The following is a 24,475-nucleotide window of genomic DNA, read 5'->3' on the forward strand; positions in this document are numbered from 1 at the left end:
CGACCACGAACGCAGCGTCCCGGACGCTTGAAGCGTCCGGGACGCTGGACGGACTCGCGAACGGACCGAGCGCCCCGATGCGTCGGCAGTGGACACGCCGCACGCGGCCCCGGACGATGATCGGACCGTCCCGATACGTATGTGGCGTCCAGATTGAATGAGGACGCTGCGCGGGCCGGTTCCCCTCCCAGCCCCTGTCGGAACGCTCGGAAATGGCGTCCTCTCCCCTTCGGTCGGCTCGTCGGTTGTCGCTGCGATCGGCGGGCCCCGCGACTGCCGTGCGCGTCGGCCTCGCCTCCGCCGCGGTCGGCGCCCTGGCCTTGCTGGCGGCGCTCCCCGCGATCGCCCGGCAGGACGACCCGCCGGCTGCCGTCGGCGACGCGACGCCGGACGATCCCGGGATCGCTCCGGAATCGGCGGAGATCGAGAAGGAACGCGAGACCGCGGAGCGGTTCCTCTCCCTGCTCGAACGCAACCCCCGCCCCGGCACGGCGCTGGATCGGGCCTACGCCTTCTTCGCCGAGCGCGGCGAGCTGGCCGCCCTCGCCGAGCGTCTCCGCACCCGCGCCGAGGAGAACCCCGCCGACGCCGCGGCCCCGGCGATTCTCGGTCTGATCGAAGCCCGCCGCGGCAACGACGAGCAGGCCGTCGCCGCCTTCGAGCAAGCCGCCGAACGCGCCCCCGACGATCCGAACCCCCGCGCCCGGCTCGCCGAGGCGTACGCCCTCGCCGGTCGGCACGCCCAAGCCGCGGAGGCGTACGAAGCCGCCCTCGCCCGCGATCCCTCCCGCCGCGACCTGCCGGACCTGCTCAGCGGGTTGGGCCGCGTGCTGACCCGCAGCGGCCAGGCGGAGGAGGCCGACGCCGTGTGGGATCGCCTCATCGAAAAGTTCCCCGGGGACGACGCCGTCCGCGAGCAGATCGCCGCCGTGCTGGAGGCGGAGGGGGATCTCGAAGGCGCCCTGGCCCGCTACGACGCCCTCGCCGCGGACACCACCGACGAATACCGCCGCGTCGCCTTCGGTTTGAAGGCCGCCTCCCTCAAGGTGCGGGCCGGCCGCAACGACGAAGCGGTCGCGGACTTCGAGAAGCTGCTGGCGAACCTCAACCCGGACAGCTGGCTGTTCCGCGAAGTCCGCAGCGGCATCGAACGGGCGTTCCTCCGCACCGACGACCTCGCCGGCCTCACCGCCTACTACGAAGGCTGGGTGGAGGATCATCCCGAAGACGTCGCCGCGATGGCCCGGCTGGGCGAACTGCTGGATCGGCAGAGCCGCACCGCGGAGGCCCGCGACTGGCTGGAGAAAGCGGTGGAGAAGGCGCCCGGCGACGGCCGGTTGCGGCGGGCGCTGGTCGATCAGCTGCTGCGGTCCGACGACTACGCCGGCGCCGCGAAGCAGTTCGAGGAACTGAACCGCCTGGCCCCCGGCGACTCGGACACGCTGCGGGACTGGGGTTCGATCTACCTCGACGACCCCTCACTGTCCGACGACGAGCGATTGGCGAAGGCGGAGGCCGTCTGGCGGCGATTGCTGACGGATCAGTCCGACGACCCGGTCGCCGTCACTCAGGTCGCCGACTGGCTGCGTCAGGCGGGGGCGAAGGAGCCCGCCAAGGCGCTGTATCGACAGGCGATCGAACTGGCCCCCGAAGACCCGCGATACGTGGAGTACCTCGGCGAGTACCTGCACATCCTGGGCGAGTCCGAGGAGGCGGTGACCGTTTGGGAGAGCTTGGCCGCGGGCGGGAAACGCTCCGTGGAGACGCTGGCCCGGCTGTCGGAGGTGTTCGGCGGGTTCGGCTACGACGACCGCGCCGCCGAGGCCGCCGCCGCCGCGGACGCGCTCGACGTGAAAGAATCCGGCGCCGACCCGACCGCGGGCACGCTGGAGTTCGCGGACCGGATGCGGTTCGCCGAACTGTTCGTGCGGGCGGAGAACGCCGCCGCGGCCGAGACGCAGATCGCGAAAGCGGAGGCGCTCGCCGTCACGCCGGAGGAACGCCGGGCCGTGTTGAACGCCGCGATCGACGCCGACGAAGCCGCCGGCAAGCTGGCCGAGCGGATCGCCGCGCTGGAACAGCAGGCGATCGACGACCCGAAGGAGGCCGACGTGCGGCTGCGGCTCGCGCTGTACCGCGACGCGGCGGGCGATGCGACGGGGGCGGCGAACGCCGCGGCGGAGGCCGTGAAGCTCGCCCCCGCGGACCCGACGGCGCTGATGACGCTGTCGGAGATGCAGGAGCGGGCCGGTCGGGTCGCCGATGCCGCGACGACCGCTCGCCGGTTGGCCGACATCGACCGCCAACGCCGGGCCGAACACCTCATCCGCGTCGCGGAATTGCAGCTGCGACTCGGGCAGCGGGTCGAAGCCCTGCGGACCGCCCGCGAGGTCGTCGCCGGCGCCCCCGGCAACCCGGACGGGCTGGCGTTCCTGTCGCGGGTCGCCTTCCGCGTGGGGGAAGAAGAGATCGGTCTGGACGCCCTCCGCCGGGCCGCCCGCACCGCGGGTCGCGATCCCGGTCCGTTGTTGGAACTGGCCTCCGCGTTGGCGGATCGGTTTCGCACGGACGAAGCGGTCGAGTTGCTGTGGCGGGCGTTCGCGGCGGCGGACGGTTTCGACGACAAGGGACTCGTGGTCCGCCGGCTCGCCGAACTGGCCCGCCGACAGGGTCGGTTCGCCCCGTTCCTGGAGAAGCTCGAGCGCACCGCCGCCGGCCCCCGCGGTCCGCGGCCCGGCGACGAGCCGGACCGCGAAACGGCGCTGCTGATCGCCGAAGCCCACCTCGCCGCGGACGACCCGGCGGCGGCCCGCGGGGCGCTCGAACCGCTGCTCTCCCGCGATCCGAAGGACACCACGCTGCTGGCGCGGCTCGCCACGCTGGCCGAGAGCGCCGGCGAGATCGACGATGCGATCGCCTATCAGAAGCGGGTCGTGGACCTCAGCGAAGAATCGGCCGAACGCATGCGGCTGGCGGGGATGCTCGCCGCCTCCGGCGACGCCGAGGCCGCGGAGCGGTTCTACCTCGACCTGCTGGGAGGCACGACGGACCCCGTGGAGCGGGTGCGGGCGATCGACGCCTTGCTGAAGGCCGGCCGCGAAGGACTCGCCTTCCAACTGGCCGACGCCGGTTTGGTCCGCGACGGCGACGATTGGGAGTTGCTGGTGCGTCTGGCCGCCGCCGCGGTCAATGCGACCGGCGACGAGATCGATCAACGGCCCGTCTCGATCACGCTGGACGACGAAGTCGACGAGTCAGAGAGAGAGGGGCTTCCCGTCTCCCTACCGGACGTGGCGGACGCGGCCCTGCGGCGGGTGTGGGAGCTGGACCTGCCGCACGACACGCTCTCCGCGGCGAAGCAGGCGGAGGAGGAACGCCGTCGCTCCCGTCGCGCCGGCAGCGGCGGCCGCACCGCGGGCCGCACGATCGGCGTGGGGGCGATGCCGGCGCCGATCCAGCGGATCCGCACGGCGAGCATGGGGTTCGGCGTGCTCGGTCTGTCGGGCCGCCCCTCCACCGGCATGGGCGCCAAGCTGACGATCGAACCGGACGACTACGGCGCCGCCCGCCTGCTGGCCGAGGGGTGGCTCGCCAAACGCGACCCCGACTTCGCCAAAGCCGTGTTCGCCGACGCCGGCGTGCTGCTGCCTGAGGAATCGAACGAGGCCGCGCCCGCCGCCGCACCGCCGTTGTTCGCCGAGGACGCGACGCCCACCGTCGAGGCACTGTGGGACGCCTGGTTCCTCGCCAGCGTCGGCCCGCAGTTCGAGGGGGTTCCGGCCGCCCTCAACAATCGGCTCCCGGATCTCCTGCAGGGGCTCGCGATGCGGCTGGTTCGGCGGGACGGCGCCGAGCCGGGCACGGCGTACGTCTATCTGCAATCGCTGACCCAGCGCAGCCGGAATCCTTCCAACGGCGAGCAGATCGAACCGGACCCGCTGTCGGACGAGGAGCTGGATCTGCTCACCGCCTCCCTCGATCGGGTGAAGGCGGACGGGGCGAACGCCGGGATGCCGCCCAGTTACATGGAACGGTTACTGATTCAGGAACTGAAACGAGCCGGCAAGCAGGAGGCCGCGGACGCCCGCGTCGCGGAGCTGCTCGCCGGCGCCGTCGAACCGGACGAAATCAGCGCCGCCGCGAGCGTGCTGGCGTCGCTCGAACAGTCGGACGCCGTGCTGACGCTGCTGGAACGCGCCGCCGCCCTGCCCGTCAAAGATCGGGCGCGGGCCGTCCCCAACGCCTACACGCTCGGTCGGATCGTCGGCGAGCGGACCGCCGCCGGGGATTTGAAAGGCGCCTTCGCCGTGCTGGACGCCCACGCTGACGCCACCGCCGAACTGGCGGCCCAAAGCTCGACCGGCTCCTCCACCGCGGGACGCGCGCAGCGCCTGCTGATCGTCCGGCCGGACGGCAATATCAGCCAATCCTCCCAGGGGGCCAGCTTCCCGCCGCCCGCCGCCCCGATTCTGGACGATCAAGCCACCCTGCTGTACTCGCAGTTGCGTTGGCTCCGGGAGCCGGACCAGCTCAAACCGTTGATGAAGAAATCGGGGGGGGACTCCGGCGAGCCGGTCGTCGGGGAAAGCGGCGCCGAGGCACTGACCCCTTGGGACGACGCCCCGCTGATCGAACATCTCAAGGCCAGAGCCGAACGGCCGGACGCCCCGCACCGCTGGCATGACCTGCTGCGTTTGGCCTGCCTGGAAGCATGGGACGGCGACGTGGACGGCGCCGTCGACGGGTTGCAGCGGGCGTTGGAGGCCGCCCCGGAGAACGCCGCGCTGCGTCGCGTGACCGCCGCGGCGCTGATCGAACGGGGCGACGCGGAAGCCGGTCTCGCCCTGCTGGACGCCGCGGAGCCGGCCGATCCGGACGAACTGCGGGACCGCGAACTACTCGCCTTGCGCACCGCCGCCCAAGCCGGCGACCTCGATCGGGCGCGGGCCGCGGCGGAGCGGTTGTTTGGCCTGCGGCTGGACAACGGCGAACAGCTCGAACTGGCCCGCTCGATGCAGCGGCTGGGGCTGGGCGATCGGGCCGCCGCGGTGCTCGCCCGGGTCCGCCGCGGCGGGGGGAACGACGCGACGACGCTCTCCGGCGTGATGGACCTGTACCGCCGTCGCGGCGACGACGAAGTCGCCGCGGAGATCGCCCGGTCGATCCTCGCCAACGTGCGCGCCCCCCAACCTCAACCCGGCCGCGGAACCACCAGCGCCCAGCGGGAAGCCGAGAGCGCCCGGGAGGCCGCGGTGCGGATGTTGAAGGAAGTCGGCGGACTGGACCCCGTGCTGGCCGACCTGCGGGCGAAGCTGGAGCGGAACCCGAACTCCAAGCGGGTGCGGAGCGATCTGATCGGCCTGCTGGTCGCCGCCGACCGCGGCGACGAGGCGGAGGCGCTGCTGAAGGAAGATCGCCCCGACGGCAACGACCCCGGCGCCCTGTACGCCGCCGGCCAGCGGCTCTCCCGCTCCGGCGACAGCAAAGCGGCCTCGGAGATGTACGAGAAGGTGATCGCCGCCGATCCCTCGATGATCGCCAACGACTACTACGAGGTTCAGCGGGCCTTCCAGCAGGCCGAACGGCTTCCCGCGCTGATGGAAGCGGTCGGCAAAACCGACCCCGCCGACTGGGGGGGGAACAGCTACGCGATCACCAACATCATCTCGAACGCCCTGTCGAACTTCGACAATCAAGCCCGCAGCAGCCAATCGCCCGGAGACCAATCGGCCGACGACTCAGCGGATCCGAAGCCCAACCCGGCCGTCGCGGCGTTCAAGTCGATCTGGGATCGACACCCGGAGTCCCGGCAGATGCTGTTCCAGTCCGTCCATCAGGGCCAGCTGATGGGCGCCGACGGCGTCTACCAGTTCGCCGTGGACGAACTGCTCGGCAAGACGGGCCGGCCCGGCTGGGATCAGCTCTCGAACGTGCGGATGTGGTCCACGAACCCGCAATCGTTGACCGGGCTGGTGCTGGACGCGGCCCAGGAACGGGGCGAACTGCAGGCGTTCACCGAACGCATCGCCGCCGAGGTGAAGAAGCACCCGGACTGGCATCCCGGCCGCGGGCTGCTGGCCTCCGCTCATTCCAAAGCCGGGAACTACGACGACGCCCGCAAGGAGGTCGAAACGCTGCTCGCCCTGCCGAAGGACGAACAGCCCAGCGGACAGGGCGCCTGGCTGCTGAGCGTACACCTCGGCGACGACGAGCTGTCCGATCTGTCCCTCGCCCTAATGCGGCGGGCCGTCGAGACGAACGCCAACACCCCCTACTCCGGCAACGGCTACGAGTACTCCCCGCAGCGCCGCCTCAACGAGTTGCTGGTGAAGACCGGGGCGAAGGAAGAGGCCCGGCAGGGGCTGCTCAAGACGGTGTTCGAACCGGACTTCAGCAACCAATCGTTCCAGTCCTTCAGCTACAACAACCCGCAGTACGTCGCTCGACAGAACGTCCAAAGCTGGACGGGCATCGGCCGGCAGCTCGCGGAGATGGGCTACCCGCTGGACGCCCTGCGAGTGCTGAGCCACGCGGAGTCCGAAGGCGTCGCCCGGGCGGGGATGACCTCCGGATCGTGGGACCTGCGGCAGTTGCAGGATGCGACGAAGGAGGTGCACAAGGCCCTCACCCCCGCCGCCCTCGCCGACGATCTGCGATCGCGGCTGGAGGCGGAGCGGGCCGCGATCGAAGCGGGGAACGAACCGGACGCCGAACCGGTCCTCGACTTGCTCCTCGCCGCGACCGACGGCGGCGACGACATCAAAGACGCTAAGGTGACCAGCGGCCTGATCGCCGCCCTGACCGCCGTGCCCGACGGCCGACAGGCGAACGGCGGCGATCCGTTCGCCAACGGGATGGTGGTCCGAGCATCGCCCGCCATCCCCGTCCCGGCCGCCCGGGTCGTGCCCGCCCGGGCGGTCCCCGTGAAGGCGACCAGTTGGAGCGGGCTGATCGCGACGGCGGTCGCCACGCTGTTCAGCCCGCAGCCGGCCGCGGCGGCGCCGCAGGTCGTCGTGCTGGAAGAGGTGATAGAGGCTCAAGAAGACGCGGACCCCGCCCCCGTCGATCAGGCGGCGTTGGCGGCGCGGTTGGCCGAACTGCGGGAGGCGCTGGACGAGTACGCGACGATCCGGCCGAACGACGCCTCCCTGCACGCCGCCGCCGCCGAGAACGTGAACGAGAACGAGGGCGAGGACGCCGCCGCCGAGAGCGGCCCGACGCCGGAGTCGATCGGCGCCTGGTGGCTGACCGGCATCGAAGCCGTGCAGCATCCGGAGACGCGGGAGGACGGCCAGGCCCTGATGGACGCCGCCCTTGCCGCCGCCGACGAACTGTCCGACCCGGCGTGGCGGATCGCGATGCGCATCTCCGCCGGCAGCATGGCGGTGGAACGCGACGATCGCGCCGCCGCGGAGAAGCAATGGACCAAGCTGCTGGGCGACATCCTCGACCGCGACCTGTCCGCAGACGGCGCCCCGCCGGGCGAGGCCGGCGCCGCGGCGTTCCCCCAGATCCTGTTCCCTCCGGCCGCGTTCCCCCCGGCTGCGTTCCCCCCGGCTGCGTTCCCCACGACGGGGGTGCGGGGGGCGTTGCTGGTCGCGATGCTCGCGGCGCCGGCGGAACCGAACTGGGAGCCGGATCAGGAACGGATCATCCCCGTCACCACCGGCCCGCGGGCCCGGCGGGCGTTGCAGTTGGCGAAGCTCGCCGCCAACCGGGGGCTGACCGAGCTGAGCCTGCGGGCCGTCCGCGAGACGCTGGGCGGCGGCGCCCCGCTGGGCGGCGGATCGAACAGCGGCCCTCCGGGCGGAATGTTCGGCGCGCCCGTCGTCGTGAACGACAGCGGCGGCCAGCCGTTGCAGGACAGCGAAGCCGCCTCCGATCTGGCGGAGCTGTCCAAATCCTGGAAGGCCGCCGCCGCCGACCCCGCCGCCGTCGCCGCGACGCTCACGGAGATCGTGCTGCCGACCGCCCGGCCGACGGAAGCGTTCGTGTATCCCGGCACTTCGAACGTCTCCAACAGTCCGGCCCCGCCCGTCGACGCGCTCACCCCGCTGCTGGACTGGGCGACGCGGGCCGAGGCGCTGGGCGAGATCCGGGAGCGACTGGCGACCCGCTCCGCCGCCGGCTCGGCGGGCGCCGCGGTCGATCTGCTGCACGTCCGGTTGGCGTTGGCGACCGGGGAGACCGACGGCGTCGCCGAGCGGCTGGCGAAGATCGCGGAGGACGTCTCCCGCGGCGGCACGCAGGCGGACGCGGAGATGGCGATCCACGCCGCCCTGCCCGCCCTCAACGCCGGCGTCGCCCCGGCGCCGGCGTACGACGCGCTGCTCGCCGGGGCGAGCGCCGTCGACGGCAACGGCAAAGTGAGCCACTGGTACCTCACCCGCCTGGCCCGCGAGGCGTTCGCCCGCGGGAAGCCGGACGCCGCCCAGGAATTCCTCGCCGATCACCTCAACGCGACCCGCGAGCAACACCGCAACTTCAGCGGCGATTACCCGGTTCGCCAGCTCCGCAATGCGACCGTGGACGCGATCCACGAGTTAGCCCGCGGCGGCGCGGCGGTCGCGGCGCTGGAACGGATCGAAGACCTCGACCGGCTGCCGACGTTCGACAACCAAAGCGGCATCACGCGCCTGGATCGGAACCGGCTGGCCGCGGACCTCGCCCGGGCCTTCGCGGCGATGCCCGCGGACGACGCCTTCGACGCGTTGCTCGCTTGGACCTTCCCGGAACCCGCGCCCGCGGGGGACCAAGTCGCGGACCAGCAAACGGCCGAGATACGGGGCTTCGCGGGAACGGTCCCGCCCGACGGCCCGCCCGCCGTCTTCGGTCGCCCCGCCGACCCGGCTCGTGCGCTCTCCACAGCTACGAATCGGTCGCCCGCGCCGCTGACCGGCACGCTGTTCGCGCTGGCCGCCGCGGCGGAGGCGTCGGGACGAACGGACGAACTCGCCTTCGCCCTCGACCGGGCCGACGCCCTGCGGGCGAAGGCGCAAGCGAAGCGGGACGCCGCGGTTCAAGAGAAAGCCGATGCGACGACCGCTGTGGAGAACGCCAAGGCGGAACTCGCTGCCGCTGCGGCGCAGATCAACGCGACGAACAACTCCCGCCCCGCGGCGGACGGGTCGCTGCCGGCCGGGGCGGACTCGGACAAGACGGCTTCGATGACGGACCTGCCGGGCACGATGCGGTCGACGACGCTGCGGCTGCTGGCCGGGTTGCCGGCGGACGTGCCCGCGGGCTTCGCCGCCGCCGCGACGCTGCGCACGGATCTCGCCGATAAACCCGTGCAGAACGACGCCAGCGAGTACCGCCAAATCGCTCAGCAGGCGTTTCTCGCGAATCTCTCGCTGACGTGGGCCGCGCTGGGGCAGCCGGAGCATCGGACCGCCGCCGCGGCGGATCTGGCGATCGCCGAACCCTGGGGCAACCAGAACGGGAAGATCGGCGATCCGTTTCGTCCGGTGATCCTGGTGCTACGAACGGAGGCGAAGGCGCTCGAGGCCCCCGCGGCGCCGCCGCTCACCAATGATTTCGGCATGTGGCGCTCCGCGGCGCCGGGGTCGTACGCCACCGGTCCGAACGCCCGCCCGCCCTGGGTTCTGCTGCACGGGACGGCCCACGCCACCGGACCGGCGCGAGCCAATCTGCTGATGTTCCGCTATCCCCTCGCCGGCACGTTCCGCCTGCGAGTCGCCGCCAATCACGGGAGCCGTTCCGAAAGCGCCCCGCTCTACGGCGGGCTGATTCACGAGCCCTTCCCCCATAACCACACCTATCGGGCGCGGGATCTGGGCGGCACGCGGTACGCCGAACGCCCCGCCCCGTGGCTGCCGAGCGGACCCACGCAGCATTACCTGTTCGACATCAGCCCGGACGAAACCGTGTTGCGGGTCGGCGGGCGCGTGGTTCTGACCGACCCGGAGCCGGCGCCCGGCTCGCCGTTCGTCGGGCTGGCCGCCACGGACGGGCGTCGGTGCTGGTTCCGCACGGTCGAGGTGACCGGCGAACCGACGATCCCCCGCGAGGTCGATCTGCTGGCCGGCGATCGCTTCGACGGCTGGTTCGGACCCACCGGCCGCAATCCCGAAGTGCGCCCGGGACTGGAGACCAAGAACCAAAGCGGTCCCGAGCGCTGGTCCGCCGCGAACGGCGAGGCCGTCGGCCCGGCGACCGGCGAACGCCTCGTGCATCACCGCCCGCTGTTCGACGGCGATCGGATCTCGTTCGAGTTCCGCACCGTCGGCACGGTCGCGACCGCGGTTCCCTCCCTGGATCGGATCGGCTTCGTGCTGGACCCGGAGGGCGTGCGGCTGCGGTTCCTCCCCGTCAGGGCGATGCCCGGCTGGTTTGAGGAGGACGGCGGCTTGAGCGCCCACGCGACCGTCCCGGCGCCCGGGGCGTTGGGCGCCGTCCCGCTGATCCCGAACGACTGGAACACGGCGACGTTGGAGGCGGACGCCGAGCGACTGACGCTGTCGGTGAACGGCACGCCGGTGTTGGAACGCGACCTCGCCGCCGGCGCCGACACGCCGCACGGCGCCGCCCATCCGGATCGCCTGTTCGGCCTCGTCGCCAGCCCCGGCCGCGAGGCGCGGGTGCGGAACGTGGTCCTCTCCGGCGACTGGCCGGACCGGTTGCCGGAGACCTGGAAGGCGAACCTGCTGCTCGCCCCGTTTCTCTCTCAAGCGGAGGAGGATCCGCTGGCCGCTGCCGAACTGGATGACGAAGCCCGGGCGCTCGCCGAGGCGGCCGGCAGGCGGAACGTCGCGTTGGTCAGTCACGGGCAGGTGAGCCTCGGCACGTGGGAACTGCTCGTCGCCGCGGCGGCGTTGCCGGCGGAGGAGCGGTTCCGGTTGCTCGCTAAGTTCGTCCTCCCGCTGCCGGTCGATCCGCACTGGCGGACCGACATGGACTACTCCCCCGCGGACCCGCCGCCCGGCACGAACCTTCCGGGCGTCGAGAATCCGACGACCGGCCGCCGCGTGCCGACCGGCGGGAAGATGGTCAGCCCGACCGCCATGCTGGTCGACACTGCCGTCGAACTCGGCCGACTGGACGATCTGCGGGCCTACGCTCTCCGCACCCCGGGCAACGTGCCGTTGAACGAGGCGACGCGCCGGTCGTTCCTCGCCTCAATCGAGGCCCGCGACGGCGGGGACTTCGGACCTCATGTCGCCTATCTGGAGCAGTACGCCGAGGGGCTGACGAAGGACTCCGAGCACTGGCGGGCGAAGTCGATTCTGATCGCCGCCCGGGCCCTCGCCGACGCCTTCCTCGCCGATCCGCAGAACGAAGCCGCCCGCGACGCCGCGCAGCGGCTGGCGTGGGCGTACAGCCAAACGTTCCAGAACAACTTCGGCGGCAGCTGGACGCTGCCGAAGCGGCACGCCCGCGCCATCCGGGCGGATACCCTCGGCGGGAAGCCGCTCGGCGCCGCCTGGACGGTCGCCCCGGACGCCTCGCTGATCAAAGCCGAGCGCGGCCTGCCCGCCGCCCGCTGGACCGCCGCTTCGGATAGCGACGCCTCGGAGGAAGGGGCCGACGGCGCCGGCGTCGACCACCACGCCGGCGGGGAGCGGGACCGCCTGTTCGCCGTGCGACCGGCCGCGGCGGTTGACGGGGACGCGCTGACGCTGTCGGCGCAGCCGAGCGCCGGTTGGTTCAACATCGTCCACGTGCTGCTGGGCGGGTTGGGGGCGCAGCTGGAAGCGACCCGCGATCATGCCAACGTCCGTTCCCTCAACGAGCAGCGGGCCAGACCGAAGCTGGAGAAGAAGGTCGAAGGCAAGACCTACGACCTCACCCAAACGTTCGGCCCGGCCGGGTTCTCCGCCGCGATCGAGCAGGCCGGGGGCGAGGTGTGGCGGACGCCGGCGGGCGGGGAGAAATTCGATTCGCCGCTGCCGTTCGTCGCCTTGCAGGCCCGCGGCGATCACGCCGGCGGCGTGCGGGCGCTGGCGCTGACCGGCGACGTGAACACGCCCGAGACCGTGAACCTCCTTCCGAGCGGCGGCCGCATCCCCGATTGGTGGCTCGACGCCTACGGCGACGAGAACAACGCCCGCACGACCGCCGGTTGGACTTGGAAGGAGGACGGCCTGTACGGCGCCGCGAAGAGCCGCGGGACGTCCGGCGGGGCGTTCGAGGAGACGCTGCTGTCGTTCCCCCGCCCGCTGAGCGCCGCCACGGAGACGGTGCGGTTCGAGTTCCACGATCAGGCCGACGCTGACGGGGCCGACGCCGACGGAAAGAAAGCCGACCGAGCCGGCGTGCACGCGGCGCTGGGCCGGATCGCCTTCGTGCTGACGAACGACGGCGTGCGGGTGCACCCGATCACCGCCGGTCCGCAAGACCGCGTCCCGCACACCGCCGACGCGCTGATCGACGAACCCGCAAACCGTCGCGGCCCGGACGCGCTGGACCTCTCCTCCGGCCAATGGCGAACGGTCGAGATGACGGTTACCGCCGCCGATCCGGCCGGCGGGGCGAAGGCGGACACCCTGACGCTCTCGCTGGACGGCACGGTGATCTACGAACGCCCCATCGCCCCCGCGAACCGCCGCACCTTCGGCCTGTTCCGCTGGTCCGGCGACCGCGCGACCCGCGTCCGCAACGTCACCCTCACCGGCGACTGGGCGGATGTCCCCGCCGCGGTTCCGACGGAAGTTCCGAAGAAAGACGACGCCCCGTGACGGCCCTCGCCCTCTGCTTGCTCGCACTACCGCCCGGGCCGACGATCGATTCGTCCCCCGCCGGTTTGTTCTCGGAGGACCGGGACGACCGGATCGCGGCGGCGGAGGCGTTGGCCGACCGCGGCCCGGCCGCCCGGGAGTTCGCCCCGAGGCTGCTCGAACGAATTGCTGCCCCGGAGACGGAGCGGGGCCGGACCTTCATGGAGACCGGCGACGAAGACGTGATGTTGCGGGCCGTCGCCGCGATGGAGGCGGACGCGGTGTCGGCGATCCTCGCGGCCCTCGCTGCGGACGATCCGGCGCTGCGAGCCGCGGGCGAGGCGGCACGGCGGGAACTGATCGGGTTCGGGGATTCGACGCCGGAGGAGCAAGCCGTCTCCGCGGTGCTCCTCACTGATTTGTGGGACCGCGTCGCCGCGTTGGAGGCGGAGGTCGCCGCGGCGCGCGATCGCCACGAGTCCGTCGACGATGTCTGGGGCGGTGAGACCGCACTACTCTCGTTGCTGCCCCGTGCCGACCCGACCGGCGGGCGCTCCGAGCCGGCGTTGCTGGGGGCGTTGAACGCACTGAGAGACAACCCCGCCGCAGGGACGGAGCGGGCGTACGCCGTCGTCGCGTTGGGAGAACTGGGCGCCGCCGCGACCGATCGAGCCGTGTTCGTCCTCACGTCGGCGGTTCGCTCGGACAGCGATCCGAACGTGCGGGCGCGGGCCGCCCAGTCGCTCGCCGCGATCCGCCTCGAAGCCGGGCCGGAACGGTTCCCTCCGCCGGACGAAACGCTGGATCCAGACGGCGAGATTCACCTCACCGATTACGTCCTCGACGTCCTGCTCTGGGCGCTGATCGATACGAAGCCGTACTACGTGGGAACCTCCGCCCACCTGTGGACCACGGAGCCGGTCGTCTCCGCGGCGGCGGAGGCGCTCTTGGAGTTCCCGGCGCACGCCGACCGTAGCGCGGCCCACGCGGTTCGCGTGCTGGGGGTGTTCGTCCCGCCGGCGCCCGAGAAGGTGCGGGCGTACGGTGCGATCGCCCCGCTGGCCCGGCTGGCGGCGCAGCACGAACCCTCCGCACAGGCCGCCGCGGCGCTGCTGGGCGAACGGCTGTTCGTCGAACGTTGGACGCCCGATCCGGACGATGAGTGGAACGACGGTCTGCTGATCGACCCCGAGGCCGTCGCCGCCCTCGGCCCGGCGGCGAAGCGCCTCGTGCCGCGGATCGAACCGCTGCTGGGCGATCCGAACCCCGTGCGCCGCGTCGCCGGCGCCCGGATGATCGCGGCGTTGGCGCCCGATCATCCGAAGCTCATTCCCACGCTGCGGGGTCTGATCGAACGCGGCATGCCGCGTTATTCGACGGAGTACACCGAGCCGGAAGCGAAGGCCTACGAAGTCGCGGCGTCGCTCGGCAAGCGGGCGGCGCCGCTGCTGCCCTCCGTGCTGGCGACGCTTGAGGAGGGCGAAGAGGACGAACTCGAACTGAACTGGTTCGCCGCGGAAGCGATCGAAGGACTCGGCCCCGCGGGGGCGGATGCGGCGCCGACGCTCTGTCGTCACCTCGGCGGTCTCGAAGTTACCAGTGGTGAGGCGGCCGACGCGCTGCTGGCGATCGGTCCCGCGGCGTTGCCGCACGTCGCCGCGGCCGCGCGGGGCGAATGGAGCGATCCGCCGCCCGAATGGGAACGCAACGACGCGAGACTATGGGCGTTCTTCCTGTTGGGATGGTCCGGTCCAGACGCGGGACCGTATGCGGAACCGCTTCTGGCCGCGGCGAGCGATCCGCAGCAAGCACGCCGCGACGAGCTATTGGAATCCGTCGCCGAACTGGGGCTGCCGGAGCGCTCGCTGCCGGTCTTGTTGGCTGCCGCGGCGGACGCCGATCCGATCATCCGAGCCGCCGCCGCCCGGTGGCTGCGGTCATTCCCGAAGGAATTCGATCGGTCGCGCGACGCCCTGCACGCGCTCGCCGGGGATGAGTTTGCGACGGTTCGCCTCTCGGCCGCGATCACACTGCGGGCGCTCGCCCTGAACGATCCAGTTCTGAACCGGTTGAAGGACGATCCGAACCCCGCGGTGCGTTATGCCGTGAAGATGCCGGAGTGACGTCGCGCCATGACTGGCAAGGGGCGATCGTACTGTCGCTTCGATCGCACGCTTGCGGTTTCGCGGGCGCTCGCCAGTCGTTCGGCGCCCGCGAAACCGCAAGCGACGAAGGACGCGGAGGCGACGGGGCTTCGCGTCAGCCGTCCAGTTCGATCAGCTCCGGCCGGGCGGTGGAAGCCTCGATCTCCGCGATCGCTTCGCGGACGAGCTTCGCCTTCTCCAGGCTCAGCTTGCGGGGGAAGTTTTCTTCCTCGGTCTCGAAGTAGACCGCCGCCGCTTCGAGTTCCGGGATGACTCGCTGGGCGTGGGCGCCGTAGCGGGTGAGGAGGTTCAGGATCGTCACGATCCGCTTCTGGCTGCCGTGCTGCTTCTGGCCGCGGACGTATTCGGCGAGCAAGTCGATGCCTTCCTCGATGCGATGCTCCGCGAACAGTTCCAGCCCGGCGGTTTGGATGCCGTCGGCGAACATGATCCCGCTGGGCGCCGGCGTGGCGATCGCCTCGCGGATCGCCGGCAGCAGCGGGCGGAGTTCTTCGAAGCTCAGGTTTCTGTAGATCGACGAGAGGTTGCCGCGCGCCCGGCCGTCTTCGTTCTGCAGGCTGAGTCGCACCGCCTCCCGCAAGGCATCACGGTCCACGCCCTCCAACGAGCGACTGAGCAGCCCCCCGCGGCTGGCGAACAGGGCGCCGGCGAGATACCGCTGCTCCATCGCCCGCGGGTCGCCCTCGGGATCGTGAACGGCGAACCGGGCGAGCAGCGCCGGGACCGCGGAGCGGGCCGGATCGCCGATCCCGGCGAGCGCCTCGGCGGCGAGGATTCGCAGCCACAGGTCGTCCGCCTGAAGCGCCTCAATCAGCCGCGGCACCGCCTTGGCCCCGCGGCCGCGTTGCAGCTTCAACGCCTGCGCGGCGCCGTACCGGGCGTGCAGATCGGGCGCATCGAGCAGCGCGACCAATTCGTCGGAGACGTCCGCCTGACTGCGGCCCAGCGCGATCGCGGCCCGCTCGCGGACCGTCGGCGACCAACTGGCCAGCCGGTTCAGCAGTTCCTCCGTGCTCAGACCGTCGTAGAAGCTGTCGCGGTCGGCGTTTGACCAGCCGCGGCCGGCGTCCACCAGCGCCTCGGCGGTCGCCCGGTCGATCGGGTCGGCGGCGCGGTCGCCGCGTCCGGTGAAGACGGTGCGGTCCGTCCCCTGCAAATAGCCGAGCAGGTACAGGCCGGTGCAGTCCCAGTTGCGATAGGTCTGCGGCCGGGCGCCGGGGGCGCCTTGATAGAGGAACGACCCGTCCCAGCGGCGGGCGAGGTCGTACCGCCAGGCGGATTCCTCCAGCCACGCGCCGGTCGCCTGCGGGCCGAGCCGGGCGACGGAGGGCAACGCCCAGAGCGTGTTGAAGTACGGGCCGGTGTGACCGACGTCGCGCTCGGGTCCGTGGGAGGCGACGGCCATGCGGGCGAAGTAATCGGCGGCGGCTTCGTCGCCGAGGCGGTCGAACAGAACCGCGGCCATACCGTTCTTGCCGTTGTCCTCATGCGTCTGAATCCACGGCCGATGGTCGCCGTAGGGGATGGCGCCCTTGCCGACGTAGAACCGCAGGAAGCGTTCGCTTTTGGCGATCGCCTCGTCCAATCCAGCGACCTCCGCGTCGGGTTCTTGGGCGAGGGCTTCGCGGGCGAGCACGAGGGAGAGCGTCAGCGGGATGCCCGGGGCGTTCATCATGCCGTAGCCGCCCAGTCGCTTCGCGCCTGTCGGGGAACGGGGATCGTCGCGGACGAAGTCGTGGCCCCAGGAACCGACGACGCTCTGGCCGTCGACGATCATCCGGGTCATGCGTTTGAGATCCGCGGCGACGGTTTCCGAATCGCCCGTGGCGAGCAGGTACTCGGCCAGAAACAGATTCACATAGGCGTATTGCCAGGTCCGCACGCCGGAGGGTTGGGCGTACTCGGCGAGGATCGTCGCCTGTTCCTTCAGCAGCGGGAGATCCCGTTCGTCGCCGATCGCCAGCAGGGCGAGGGCGTTGAGGGAGCGGGCGATGATGTGTCCGCCGGCGGGGTCGCGACGCATCGTTTCGAGGAGCGTTGCGCGGCCGCGGTCCACGATCTTCGCGGATTTGGGGCAGTCGAAGGGGGCGGTCGGGCTGTAGCTCCCCATGACGGGCAGGCGGAGTTCCACTGTCTTTGTGTCGCCGTCCCGCCACCGCAACAGGACGAGCCGACCGCCGTTCGCATCGGTCTCCGCGGCGGTGATCGCCTCGCCGAACAGCACGCGCGGGTCGCCGTCGAAGGGTTTTGCCCCGACGCCGCCCTGTCCGACGCCGAGCAGCACGTCGTCGACTTTGATCACGCCGTCGGCGGGCGAGCCGGCGTCCACCTGCGTCACGCGGATCTGCCGGGCGTCGGTCGTTTCCAGCTTCCGGCTGAACATCCAACCGCGCAAGCCCGTCGGGCCGAGGTTCCAGTCCTGCGTCCAGCCGTCGGGGATCGGATCGCCGGCGGTGAAGTCCGGGGGGGCGATCTCCCCCGCCGGCGGGGCGGCAATCGCTTGTGACGTCAGCGGAGCGATCGCCCACAGGGCGACGGCGAGGCGGAGCGAACGCGGCATGGCGGCGGAGGAGGGAGGGGCGAAAACGAAAACGCCCCGCGAGCATCGCTCGCGGGGCGTTCGGGTGCGACTCAGACGGTTCGACTGGGAGGCTCAGACGGCGGCGCCTACTTCGCCGCGTCGATCTCCGCTTGGTCGGCGGCGTTGGGGCGGATCGCTTCGAAGTAGTCGCGGATCAGGCGGCGGTGACCGAGGGGGATGTCCTCCGATTCCAACACCTCTTCGGACCGCTTCTGGTACTCGGAGTACCGCTCCGAGTAGCCGCGGCGGGCGGACTCTTCGCCCTCGGGGCTGTTGGTGGTTTCGTACTCGCTGGGACCGTCGCCGGCGACGCCGGTGATGTCGTCGCGGTTGCGGTTCCCGCCCAGGCCGGTCGCCGGGTCGTCGATGTTGCCCGCGGTCTTCATGCCCCAGGTGTTCTTCGGGCTGTTCGACCGCTTGCCCTGACCGAGCGCCGTGCTGTTCTTGCTGCCGTTGCACTTCCCGCCTTCGCACAGCTTCGAGCCGCAGGCGGAACAGGCGGACTTCGACAGGCAGGAGGAACACTTCGATTTGCACTCGCTGAGCCGGTCCAGCTTCTTCCGCAGCGACTGGGTCAGGGCCTTCTGAAAGGCGCTTTGCTTGAGCAGCGAACTGAGCTTCTTCGCCCCCGCGGAGGTCTTGGAGGAATCGCCCTCGCTCATGCCGTCGGCCATCTGGCCGGTGGCCTGCGACATCTGACCCATCCCGCCGTCGGACATCTTCTTGGCGGCCTTCTTCATCCGCTCGGCGGCGGCTTTCCGCTCGCGGCGGGGGGCGTTCTCGGGGGCGACCTGCTCCAGCTCCTCGGCGGCCTTCTTCAGGTCGTCCGCCTTCAACGCTTCGGACACCGGCGCCAACGCCTCGGAGGCTTCCATCGCGGCGGCGAGCGATTGCATGTTCGCCGTGACCGCGGCGGCGTCGTAGTCGGCCCGCTGGCGGATCGCTTCTTCCATCCGGGACAGTTCGGCGAGCGCCTCGCGGGCGTCGGTCTCCGGTTCCTTCAGGCGTTCGGCGTGCTCGCGGAGTTCCGCGATCAGCTCCTCGATCTCCGGCGAGGGGGCCTCGGCGTTCTCCTCTTCGAGCTTGTCGATCTCCGCCTCGACCTCCGCGGCGATGCTCAGCAGATCCTGGTCGGGACCGCTGATCTCCGCGGCGGCCTGCCGCGGGGCCGGGAACAGGGCGAGACCCAGCACGGCCGCGGCCAGCGCCGAGCCGAGCGCCAACCGGCGGGTCGGACGGAACGGCACGACCTGCTTCGGTTCGACGGAGGCGAGATGAGCCTCCGCGTCGGCCCGCTGCAGCGCCGTCCACGGCGAATCGCCGGCCGGCAGCGACAGGGCCGTGGTCGCCCGATCCTTCAGGCCGTAATGCGCGTCGACCGCTTCGGCGGCGTGGTTCAGGCCGTTCGTTTTGAGCAGGCCGGCGAGGGCGCCGAGGATCGGCCCCGCGGCGAGTACGGCGATCGCGATCCAGGGGGCGATCGTCGCGACCCCCAGCAGGTTCGCCGCCCCGAGCGCCGCGGCGACCGCGGCGCTGGGCAGCAAGCCCCACGCGGCCCAACGACCGGCGCGGGCCAGCCGCTGCCGGGACCGCACCGGGGAGAGACCCTGTTCCAGCGACGAGCGAAGCGAACCGTGGTCGGCCATGGGAGAGGCGGGCATGAAGAGGAGGGGGCCGCGGATTGTAACGAGTCCGCGGTTGCACGGGGGTGAAAGAAACAGCTCTCGGATCGACGCATTCTTCCAAGGACCCCGGCTCTCGAACTCACTGCGATTGCACAACTTTCGCTCTCGCCTCCTCTAGAAGTGCTTTGTAATCCGATCGGAAAAGTTCGGGAAGCGTGTTTTTAAACTGTGCCTGAATCTCCCAAACGACGGCCCGCTCGGCTTCATGATCGAAAGAGAAGTTGCCCTTCTCTTCCTGCTCGGTCAGCCACTCAAACAGGACCAACGCCTGGGCGTCTGATAAAGAGATATTCACGCGGTCAGGAGGTGTTCATGCTGAAAGGTTTGTCTTCTCCGAATCGCGTCATCGATGCTCACTCGACGCCGAACGCTTTCAGGTCCGCGTCTCTCAACTTCGACGCCTCCGCGGCGGCCTTCAGTTTGCTGACGGCGAAGTATTTATGATTCGCGACCGCCTGCTCCGTGATCGACAGGCGTTCGGCGACCTCTTTGTTTCGCATGCCGGCGACGAATAAGAGTTCGCAGCACATTAAACGTTCCCACTCGCCGCCCTGCTTCCAACCGGCGATGAGGTCGCGGAGGGCGGTTTGCAGCAGGGCCGCCTGGGCGTCGCGGCCCTCGCGGCTGCGGGCGATGCTGCTGGCGACCCGCGCCCGGCCGGCCGGCTCGCGGCCGGAGGAGCTGTCGCCCCGCGAGGAGGGGAACAGCGGCACCGTCGGGCGACGGCCTTCTTTGCGAAGGGCGTCCGTTAATTTGTGAGCCGTGATGGCGAACAGCCACGCCTCCAGCGATTGCGTCTCGTCGTAGTTCGGCAGGCTGACGAGGAACCCCAAGAATGCCTCCTGCACGACGTCCTCCGCCCGCGCCCGGTTCCGCAAGCGGCTGTCCGCAAAGGCCAACAAGCGCCCTTCATAGCGAGCGATGAACTCCTCCCACGCCCCGGAGTCCCCGGAACGCACGCGGTCGATCAACAGGCGGTCGGCGTCCATGACAGGGCGGAGGGGAGAATCGAACCGGGCGCGAGTCTAGGGACATCGATCGTCCCCGTCTCGTTCTCCCCTCTCCCTCAGGGAGAGGGGCCGGGGGTGAGGGTGAGCGATTTCTCACCCGCAGGCGTTCGTAGAGCGATGCACAGAAGAGCGGCAGGACCGTGAACGGCGGCCGTTCGGTTCCAGCCCCCTCACCCCCAGCCCCTCTCCCCCAAAAGGGGGCGAGGGGAGTACGAAACGAGCGGCTGCGCGTCTTTCTGAAAATACCTCTCGAAACGTGAGAAGCAGTTCGGCGGGGGCGTCGTATCGCTCCGCGAGGGGGCCGAACGCTCCCCGCTTTTCAACCCTCGCCGCTCTCGGCTCCCCCCAACGAACACGTCCCCATGATCGCCCGCCTGCTCTCCGCCGCCGCCCTCGCCGCTGTGTTGGCCGTTCCGCAAGTCGCCTCCGCCGGCGGTTGCTCCGGCGGGTCCTGCTACGACTCGGGATACAGCGACTACGAACCCTGCCGCTACGAGTGGGTCACGAAGTACCGCATCAAGATCGTCACCCGGCACAAGCACGTGGTGAAGTACGACCGCTACGACGAGCCGTACCTCGCGAAGGTGCCTTACCTCGCCAAGGTCCGCGTGCCCTACCGCGTGCGGGTGAAGGTTTGTCACTGAGGACCGATCCGACGACGGCCGATCCGGCGGCGGCGGGGCGGTAAGATGGCACGCGGCCGATGGGTCGCCCCATTCGCCCCCCGCCGTCGTCTCGTTTCGGTCGTTGTATGTCGAGGACGCCTTCGCCTGTCGCAGCCGCCTCCGTCGGATTGGCGCTGCTCCTCGGTCTGTGCGGCGGGCCGTCGTTCTCGCTCGGCGAGGAACCGGCTGACCCGGCGCCGAACGAAACCGCGCCGGCGGAGGCCGTCTCCTTCAACCGCGACGTGCGGCCGATCCTGTCGGACCGCTGCTTTCACTGTCACGGGCCGGACGCCTCGAATCAGGATTCCCCCTTCCGGCTCGATACGCGGGAGAACGCGACCGCCGACCTGGGCGGATACGTCGGCGTCGCGCCCGGCGATCTGAAGGGCAGCGAGCTGCACGCCCGCATCCATGCGGACGACTGGTCGAAGATGCCGCCGGCGGACTCGAACCGCACGCTGACCGACGCCGAACGGGACATCCTGGACCGCTGGATCGAAGCCGGCGCCCCCTTCGAGGCTCACTGGTCGTTCCAACCGCTGCCGGACGCCGTGGCGGTGCCCGAGGCCGGCGGGGGATGGGCCGTCTCGCCGCTGGACCGGTTCGTCGCCGCGACCCATGCGGAGCGGGGACTGAACCCGGCGCCGCCCGCGCCGCCGGAGGCGTGGCTGCGTCGCGTGACGTTCGATCTGACCGGCCTGCCGCCGGCGCTGGCGGAGCTCGACGCGTTCGCTGAAGCCTTCACAACCGACCCGAAGACCGCCCGGGCCGAGGCGGTGGATCGGCTGCTGGCCAGCGAGGCCCACGCCGAACGGCTGACGGCGGAATGGCTGGACGTGGCCCGCTATTCGGACAGCAACGGCTATCAGCGGGACGATGCGCGGTTCGTCTGGCCGTATCGCGATTGGGTGTTGAACAGCTTCCGCGACAACAAACCGTACGACGCGTTCCTCACGGAGCAGCTCGCCGGCGATCTGTTGCCGAACGCGACGCCGGAGCAGCGCCTCGCGACCGCGTTCAACCGGCTGCACTCCTACAAGAAGGAGGGCGGCTCTCCGCCGGAGGAGTTCCGCGTGGAGAACGTCGCCGACCGCACGCACACCGCCGCCGCGGCGTTCCTCGGGCTGACGATGGAGTGCGCCCGCTGCCACGATCACAAATACGATCCGATCACGCAGCGGGACTATTACGCGATGTCCGCGTTCTTCGCGAACGTGGAGGAACGCGGACTGATTTCCTTCTTCACCAGCGCCGTCCCCACCCCGGCGATGAACTGGCCCAACGACGCGCAAGCCGCGGAGATCCACGCCGCCCGCTCGGCCGTGGAGGACCTCGAAGCCCGCTTGGAACGAGTGCGGACGGAGGCGAACGATGACTTCGCCGCGTGGATGGCGAAGCGGGGTGAAGAACCTGTCTCCCCTCTCCCCTCTTTTAGGGGAGAGGGGCCGGGGGTGAGGGGAGAGGAACCGACCGCTGAACGTTCCGCGCCCGACAACTCTCCGGAGTCCTCTCAGCAAGCGAATGCGGGTGAGGGCTCGTCACCCTCACCCCCGGCCCCTCTCCCTCAAGGGAGAGGGGGGGACAAAACGCCGGGCCTCGTCGCCAGTCTGTCGTTCGAGGCGACCGCACCGCCGCCGGAGGGGGCGAAGCACGAGACCGCCGGCAATCTGACGCCGACGACGGGGCACGCCTTTCCCAACACGGCGGGCGCCGATGCGATTAGCCCGACGGCGAACGAACTAGTCGACGGCCGCGTCGGCAACGCGGTGCGACTCAATGGCGACGACGCCGTCGTGCTGCCGGGCGCCGGGCATTTCGAACGGCATCAGCCGTTCTCCTTCGCCCTATGGATCAAACCGCCGGAGCTGACCGAGCGCGGCGTGATCGTCCGCCGCTCTCGCGGCTGGGACGACGCCGGATCGGTCGGCTACGAACTGACGAAGCGGGGCGACAAACTCGCCGCCCGCATCGCCCACTTCTGGCCCGGCGACGCGCTCGGCGTGGAGACGACCGAACCGCTGGTCGCCGACCGTTGGACGCACGTCGCGGTCACCTACGACGGCTCCAGCCGGGCCGCGGGGCTGCGAATGTTCATCGACGGCGAACCCGCCGCGATCCGCGTCACGGCGGACTCCCTCACCCGCACCATCGCCAAGTGGGGCGGCGGCTACCCGGATCTCGCCATCGGTTCGCGGTATCGCGACCGCGGCTTCAAGGACGGGATCGTGGACGAGTTCCGCCTGTTCGATCGCTCGCTGACGCCGATCGAAGTCCGCGGGCTGTACGAACCGGGATCGACCGACGCCCTGCTCGCCAAGCCGGCCGAGACGCTGAACGAGGCGGAGCGGAACGCACTGCGGGCGTACTTTCTCGCGACGGTTCACGAGCCGACCCGCGAAGCCCGGGCGGCGCTGACCGCGGCCCGGGAGCGGCTCGGCAAAGCGGTCGACGCCACGCCGGCGATCACCGTGATGCGGGAGATGGAGACGCCCCGGCAGACCTACCTGCTCAACCGCGGCGCCTACGACCAGCCGGGCGAACCGGTCGACGCGGAGACCCCCTCGTTCCTGGCGCCCTTCCCGGAGGGCGCCCCCCGCAACCGGCTCGGCCTGGCGAACTGGCTGACGGAACCGAGCCACCCGCTGACGGCCCGCGTCGCGGTGAACCGCTACTGGCAACTGCTGTTTGGCGAGGGGTTGGTGAGCACGCCGGAGGACTTCGGCAATCAGGGGGCGCCGCCGTCGCACCCGGAACTGCTCGATTGGCTCGCCCGGGACTTCGTGAACCACGGCTGGGACGTGCGACGGTTGCTGCGGCAGATGGCTCTCTCGGCAACCTACGCCCAAGACAGCGTCGTCACCCCGCAGGCCCGCGACCGTGATCCCGAGAACCGCTGGCTGACCCGCGGCGGCGGCGCCCGGCTCTCCGCGGAGATGATCCGCGACAATGCGCTCGCCGTCAGCGGGCTGTTGGAGGAACGCTTCGGCGGCCCGCCGGCCAAGCCGTACGACGTGGCGCTGGCCTACACGCCGCTGACGCCGGACAAGGGCGCCGGCCTCTATCGCCGCAGCCTCTATACGTTCTGGAAACGCACGGCCCCGGCGCCGGTAATGCTGGCGATGAACAGCGGCCGCCGGGAGGTCTGCCGGTTGAAGCGGGACGTGGTGCAGTCGCCGCTTCAGGCGTTGGTGCTGCTGAACGGCACGCAGTTCGTCGAAGCCTCCCGGGCCTTCGCCGGCCGCCTGCTGCAAACCCACGGCGAGAACCACGACGCCGCGACCGCGGAGGCCTTCCGCACCCTCACCAGTCGCCCGCCGACCGAGGCGGAAACGGCCGTCCTGCAACGCCTGTACGCCGATCAGTTCGCCCGGTTCGAGGCTGATCCGAAGGCGGCGGAGGAACTGTTGAACGTCGGTTCCGCCCCCCGCTCCGCCGACCTCGATCCCGCCCGACACGCCGCCCTGACGGCGACCGTCAACGCCCTGATGAACCTTGATGAAAGCGTGAGGCGACCGTGACGAACGATGAACTCACCGGCGCCCGCCCCCTCTCCTCCCCTCTCCCTCAGGGAGAGGGGCCGGGGGTGAGGGTGGGCGAGCCTTCGCAGGCTCGCGATCATGGTGCGGCCCGCTCAGGACGGGTGCGGAGCATCGGGGGCGTGTCTGGCGATCGGCCGGTTCCAGCCCCCTCAC

At 70.9% G+C, this 24,475-nt stretch carries 8 protein-coding genes; 4 read left to right on the forward strand and 4 right to left on the reverse strand.

All coding sequences use genetic code 11. The features are described 5' to 3' along the window. Positions 1-212 precede the first annotated feature (212 nt). On the forward strand, positions 213-12,698 hold the full coding sequence (locus LzC2_RS07425) for a DUF1583 domain-containing protein (RefSeq protein ID WP_171185385.1): 12,486 nt from the start codon (positions 213-215) through the stop codon (positions 12,696-12,698). Continuing rightward, positions 12,695-14,800 carry a HEAT repeat domain-containing protein gene (locus LzC2_RS22790; protein WP_171185388.1) on the forward strand — a complete coding sequence of 702 codons (2,106 nt, stop codon included), beginning with the start codon at positions 12,695-12,697 and terminating at the stop codon, positions 14,798-14,800. The genes LzC2_RS07425 and LzC2_RS22790 overlap by 4 nt, the downstream gene beginning before the upstream one ends. 136 nt (positions 14,801-14,936) lie before the next feature. Here LzC2_RS22790 and LzC2_RS07435 read toward each other — a convergent pair whose 3' ends face one another. From LzC2_RS07435 to LzC2_RS07450, 4 genes are all read right to left on the reverse strand, one after another. After that, positions 14,937-17,402: a DUF6288 domain-containing protein gene (locus tag LzC2_RS07435; RefSeq protein ID WP_171185390.1), complete on the reverse strand. Its 2,466-nt coding sequence runs from the start codon at positions 17,400-17,402 to the stop codon at positions 14,937-14,939. A gap of 107 nt (positions 17,403-17,509) precedes the next feature. Next, positions 17,510-19,084 (reverse strand): hypothetical protein, encoded by a 1,575-nt coding sequence (locus LzC2_RS07440; RefSeq protein WP_171185392.1) that lies wholly within the window; start codon positions 19,082-19,084, stop codon positions 17,510-17,512. 103 nt (positions 19,085-19,187) lie between these two features. Beyond that, positions 19,188-19,403, reverse strand: coding sequence for a hypothetical protein (locus LzC2_RS07445; RefSeq protein ID WP_171185393.1), 216 nt, complete (start codon positions 19,401-19,403; stop codon positions 19,188-19,190). Positions 19,404-19,461: 58 nt separating this feature from the next. Further along, complete coding sequence (locus LzC2_RS07450; protein ID WP_171185395.1) at positions 19,462-20,097, reverse strand: RNA polymerase sigma factor; 636 nt, start codon at positions 20,095-20,097, stop codon at positions 19,462-19,464. 383 nt (positions 20,098-20,480) lie between these two features. Between LzC2_RS07450 and LzC2_RS07455 the strand changes: the two genes are divergently transcribed. Next, positions 20,481-20,762, forward strand: coding sequence for a hypothetical protein (locus LzC2_RS07455; protein ID WP_171185397.1), 282 nt, complete (start codon positions 20,481-20,483; stop codon positions 20,760-20,762). A gap of 107 nt (positions 20,763-20,869) precedes the next feature. Further along, on the forward strand, positions 20,870-24,301 hold the full coding sequence (locus tag LzC2_RS07460) for a DUF1553 domain-containing protein (RefSeq protein WP_171185399.1): 3,432 nt from the start codon (positions 20,870-20,872) through the stop codon (positions 24,299-24,301). Positions 24,302-24,475: the final 174 nt, after the last annotated feature.

Source organism: Alienimonas chondri, assembly GCF_013036045.1.
GTDB classification, from domain to species: domain Bacteria; phylum Planctomycetota; class Planctomycetia; order Planctomycetales; family Planctomycetaceae; genus Alienimonas; species Alienimonas chondri.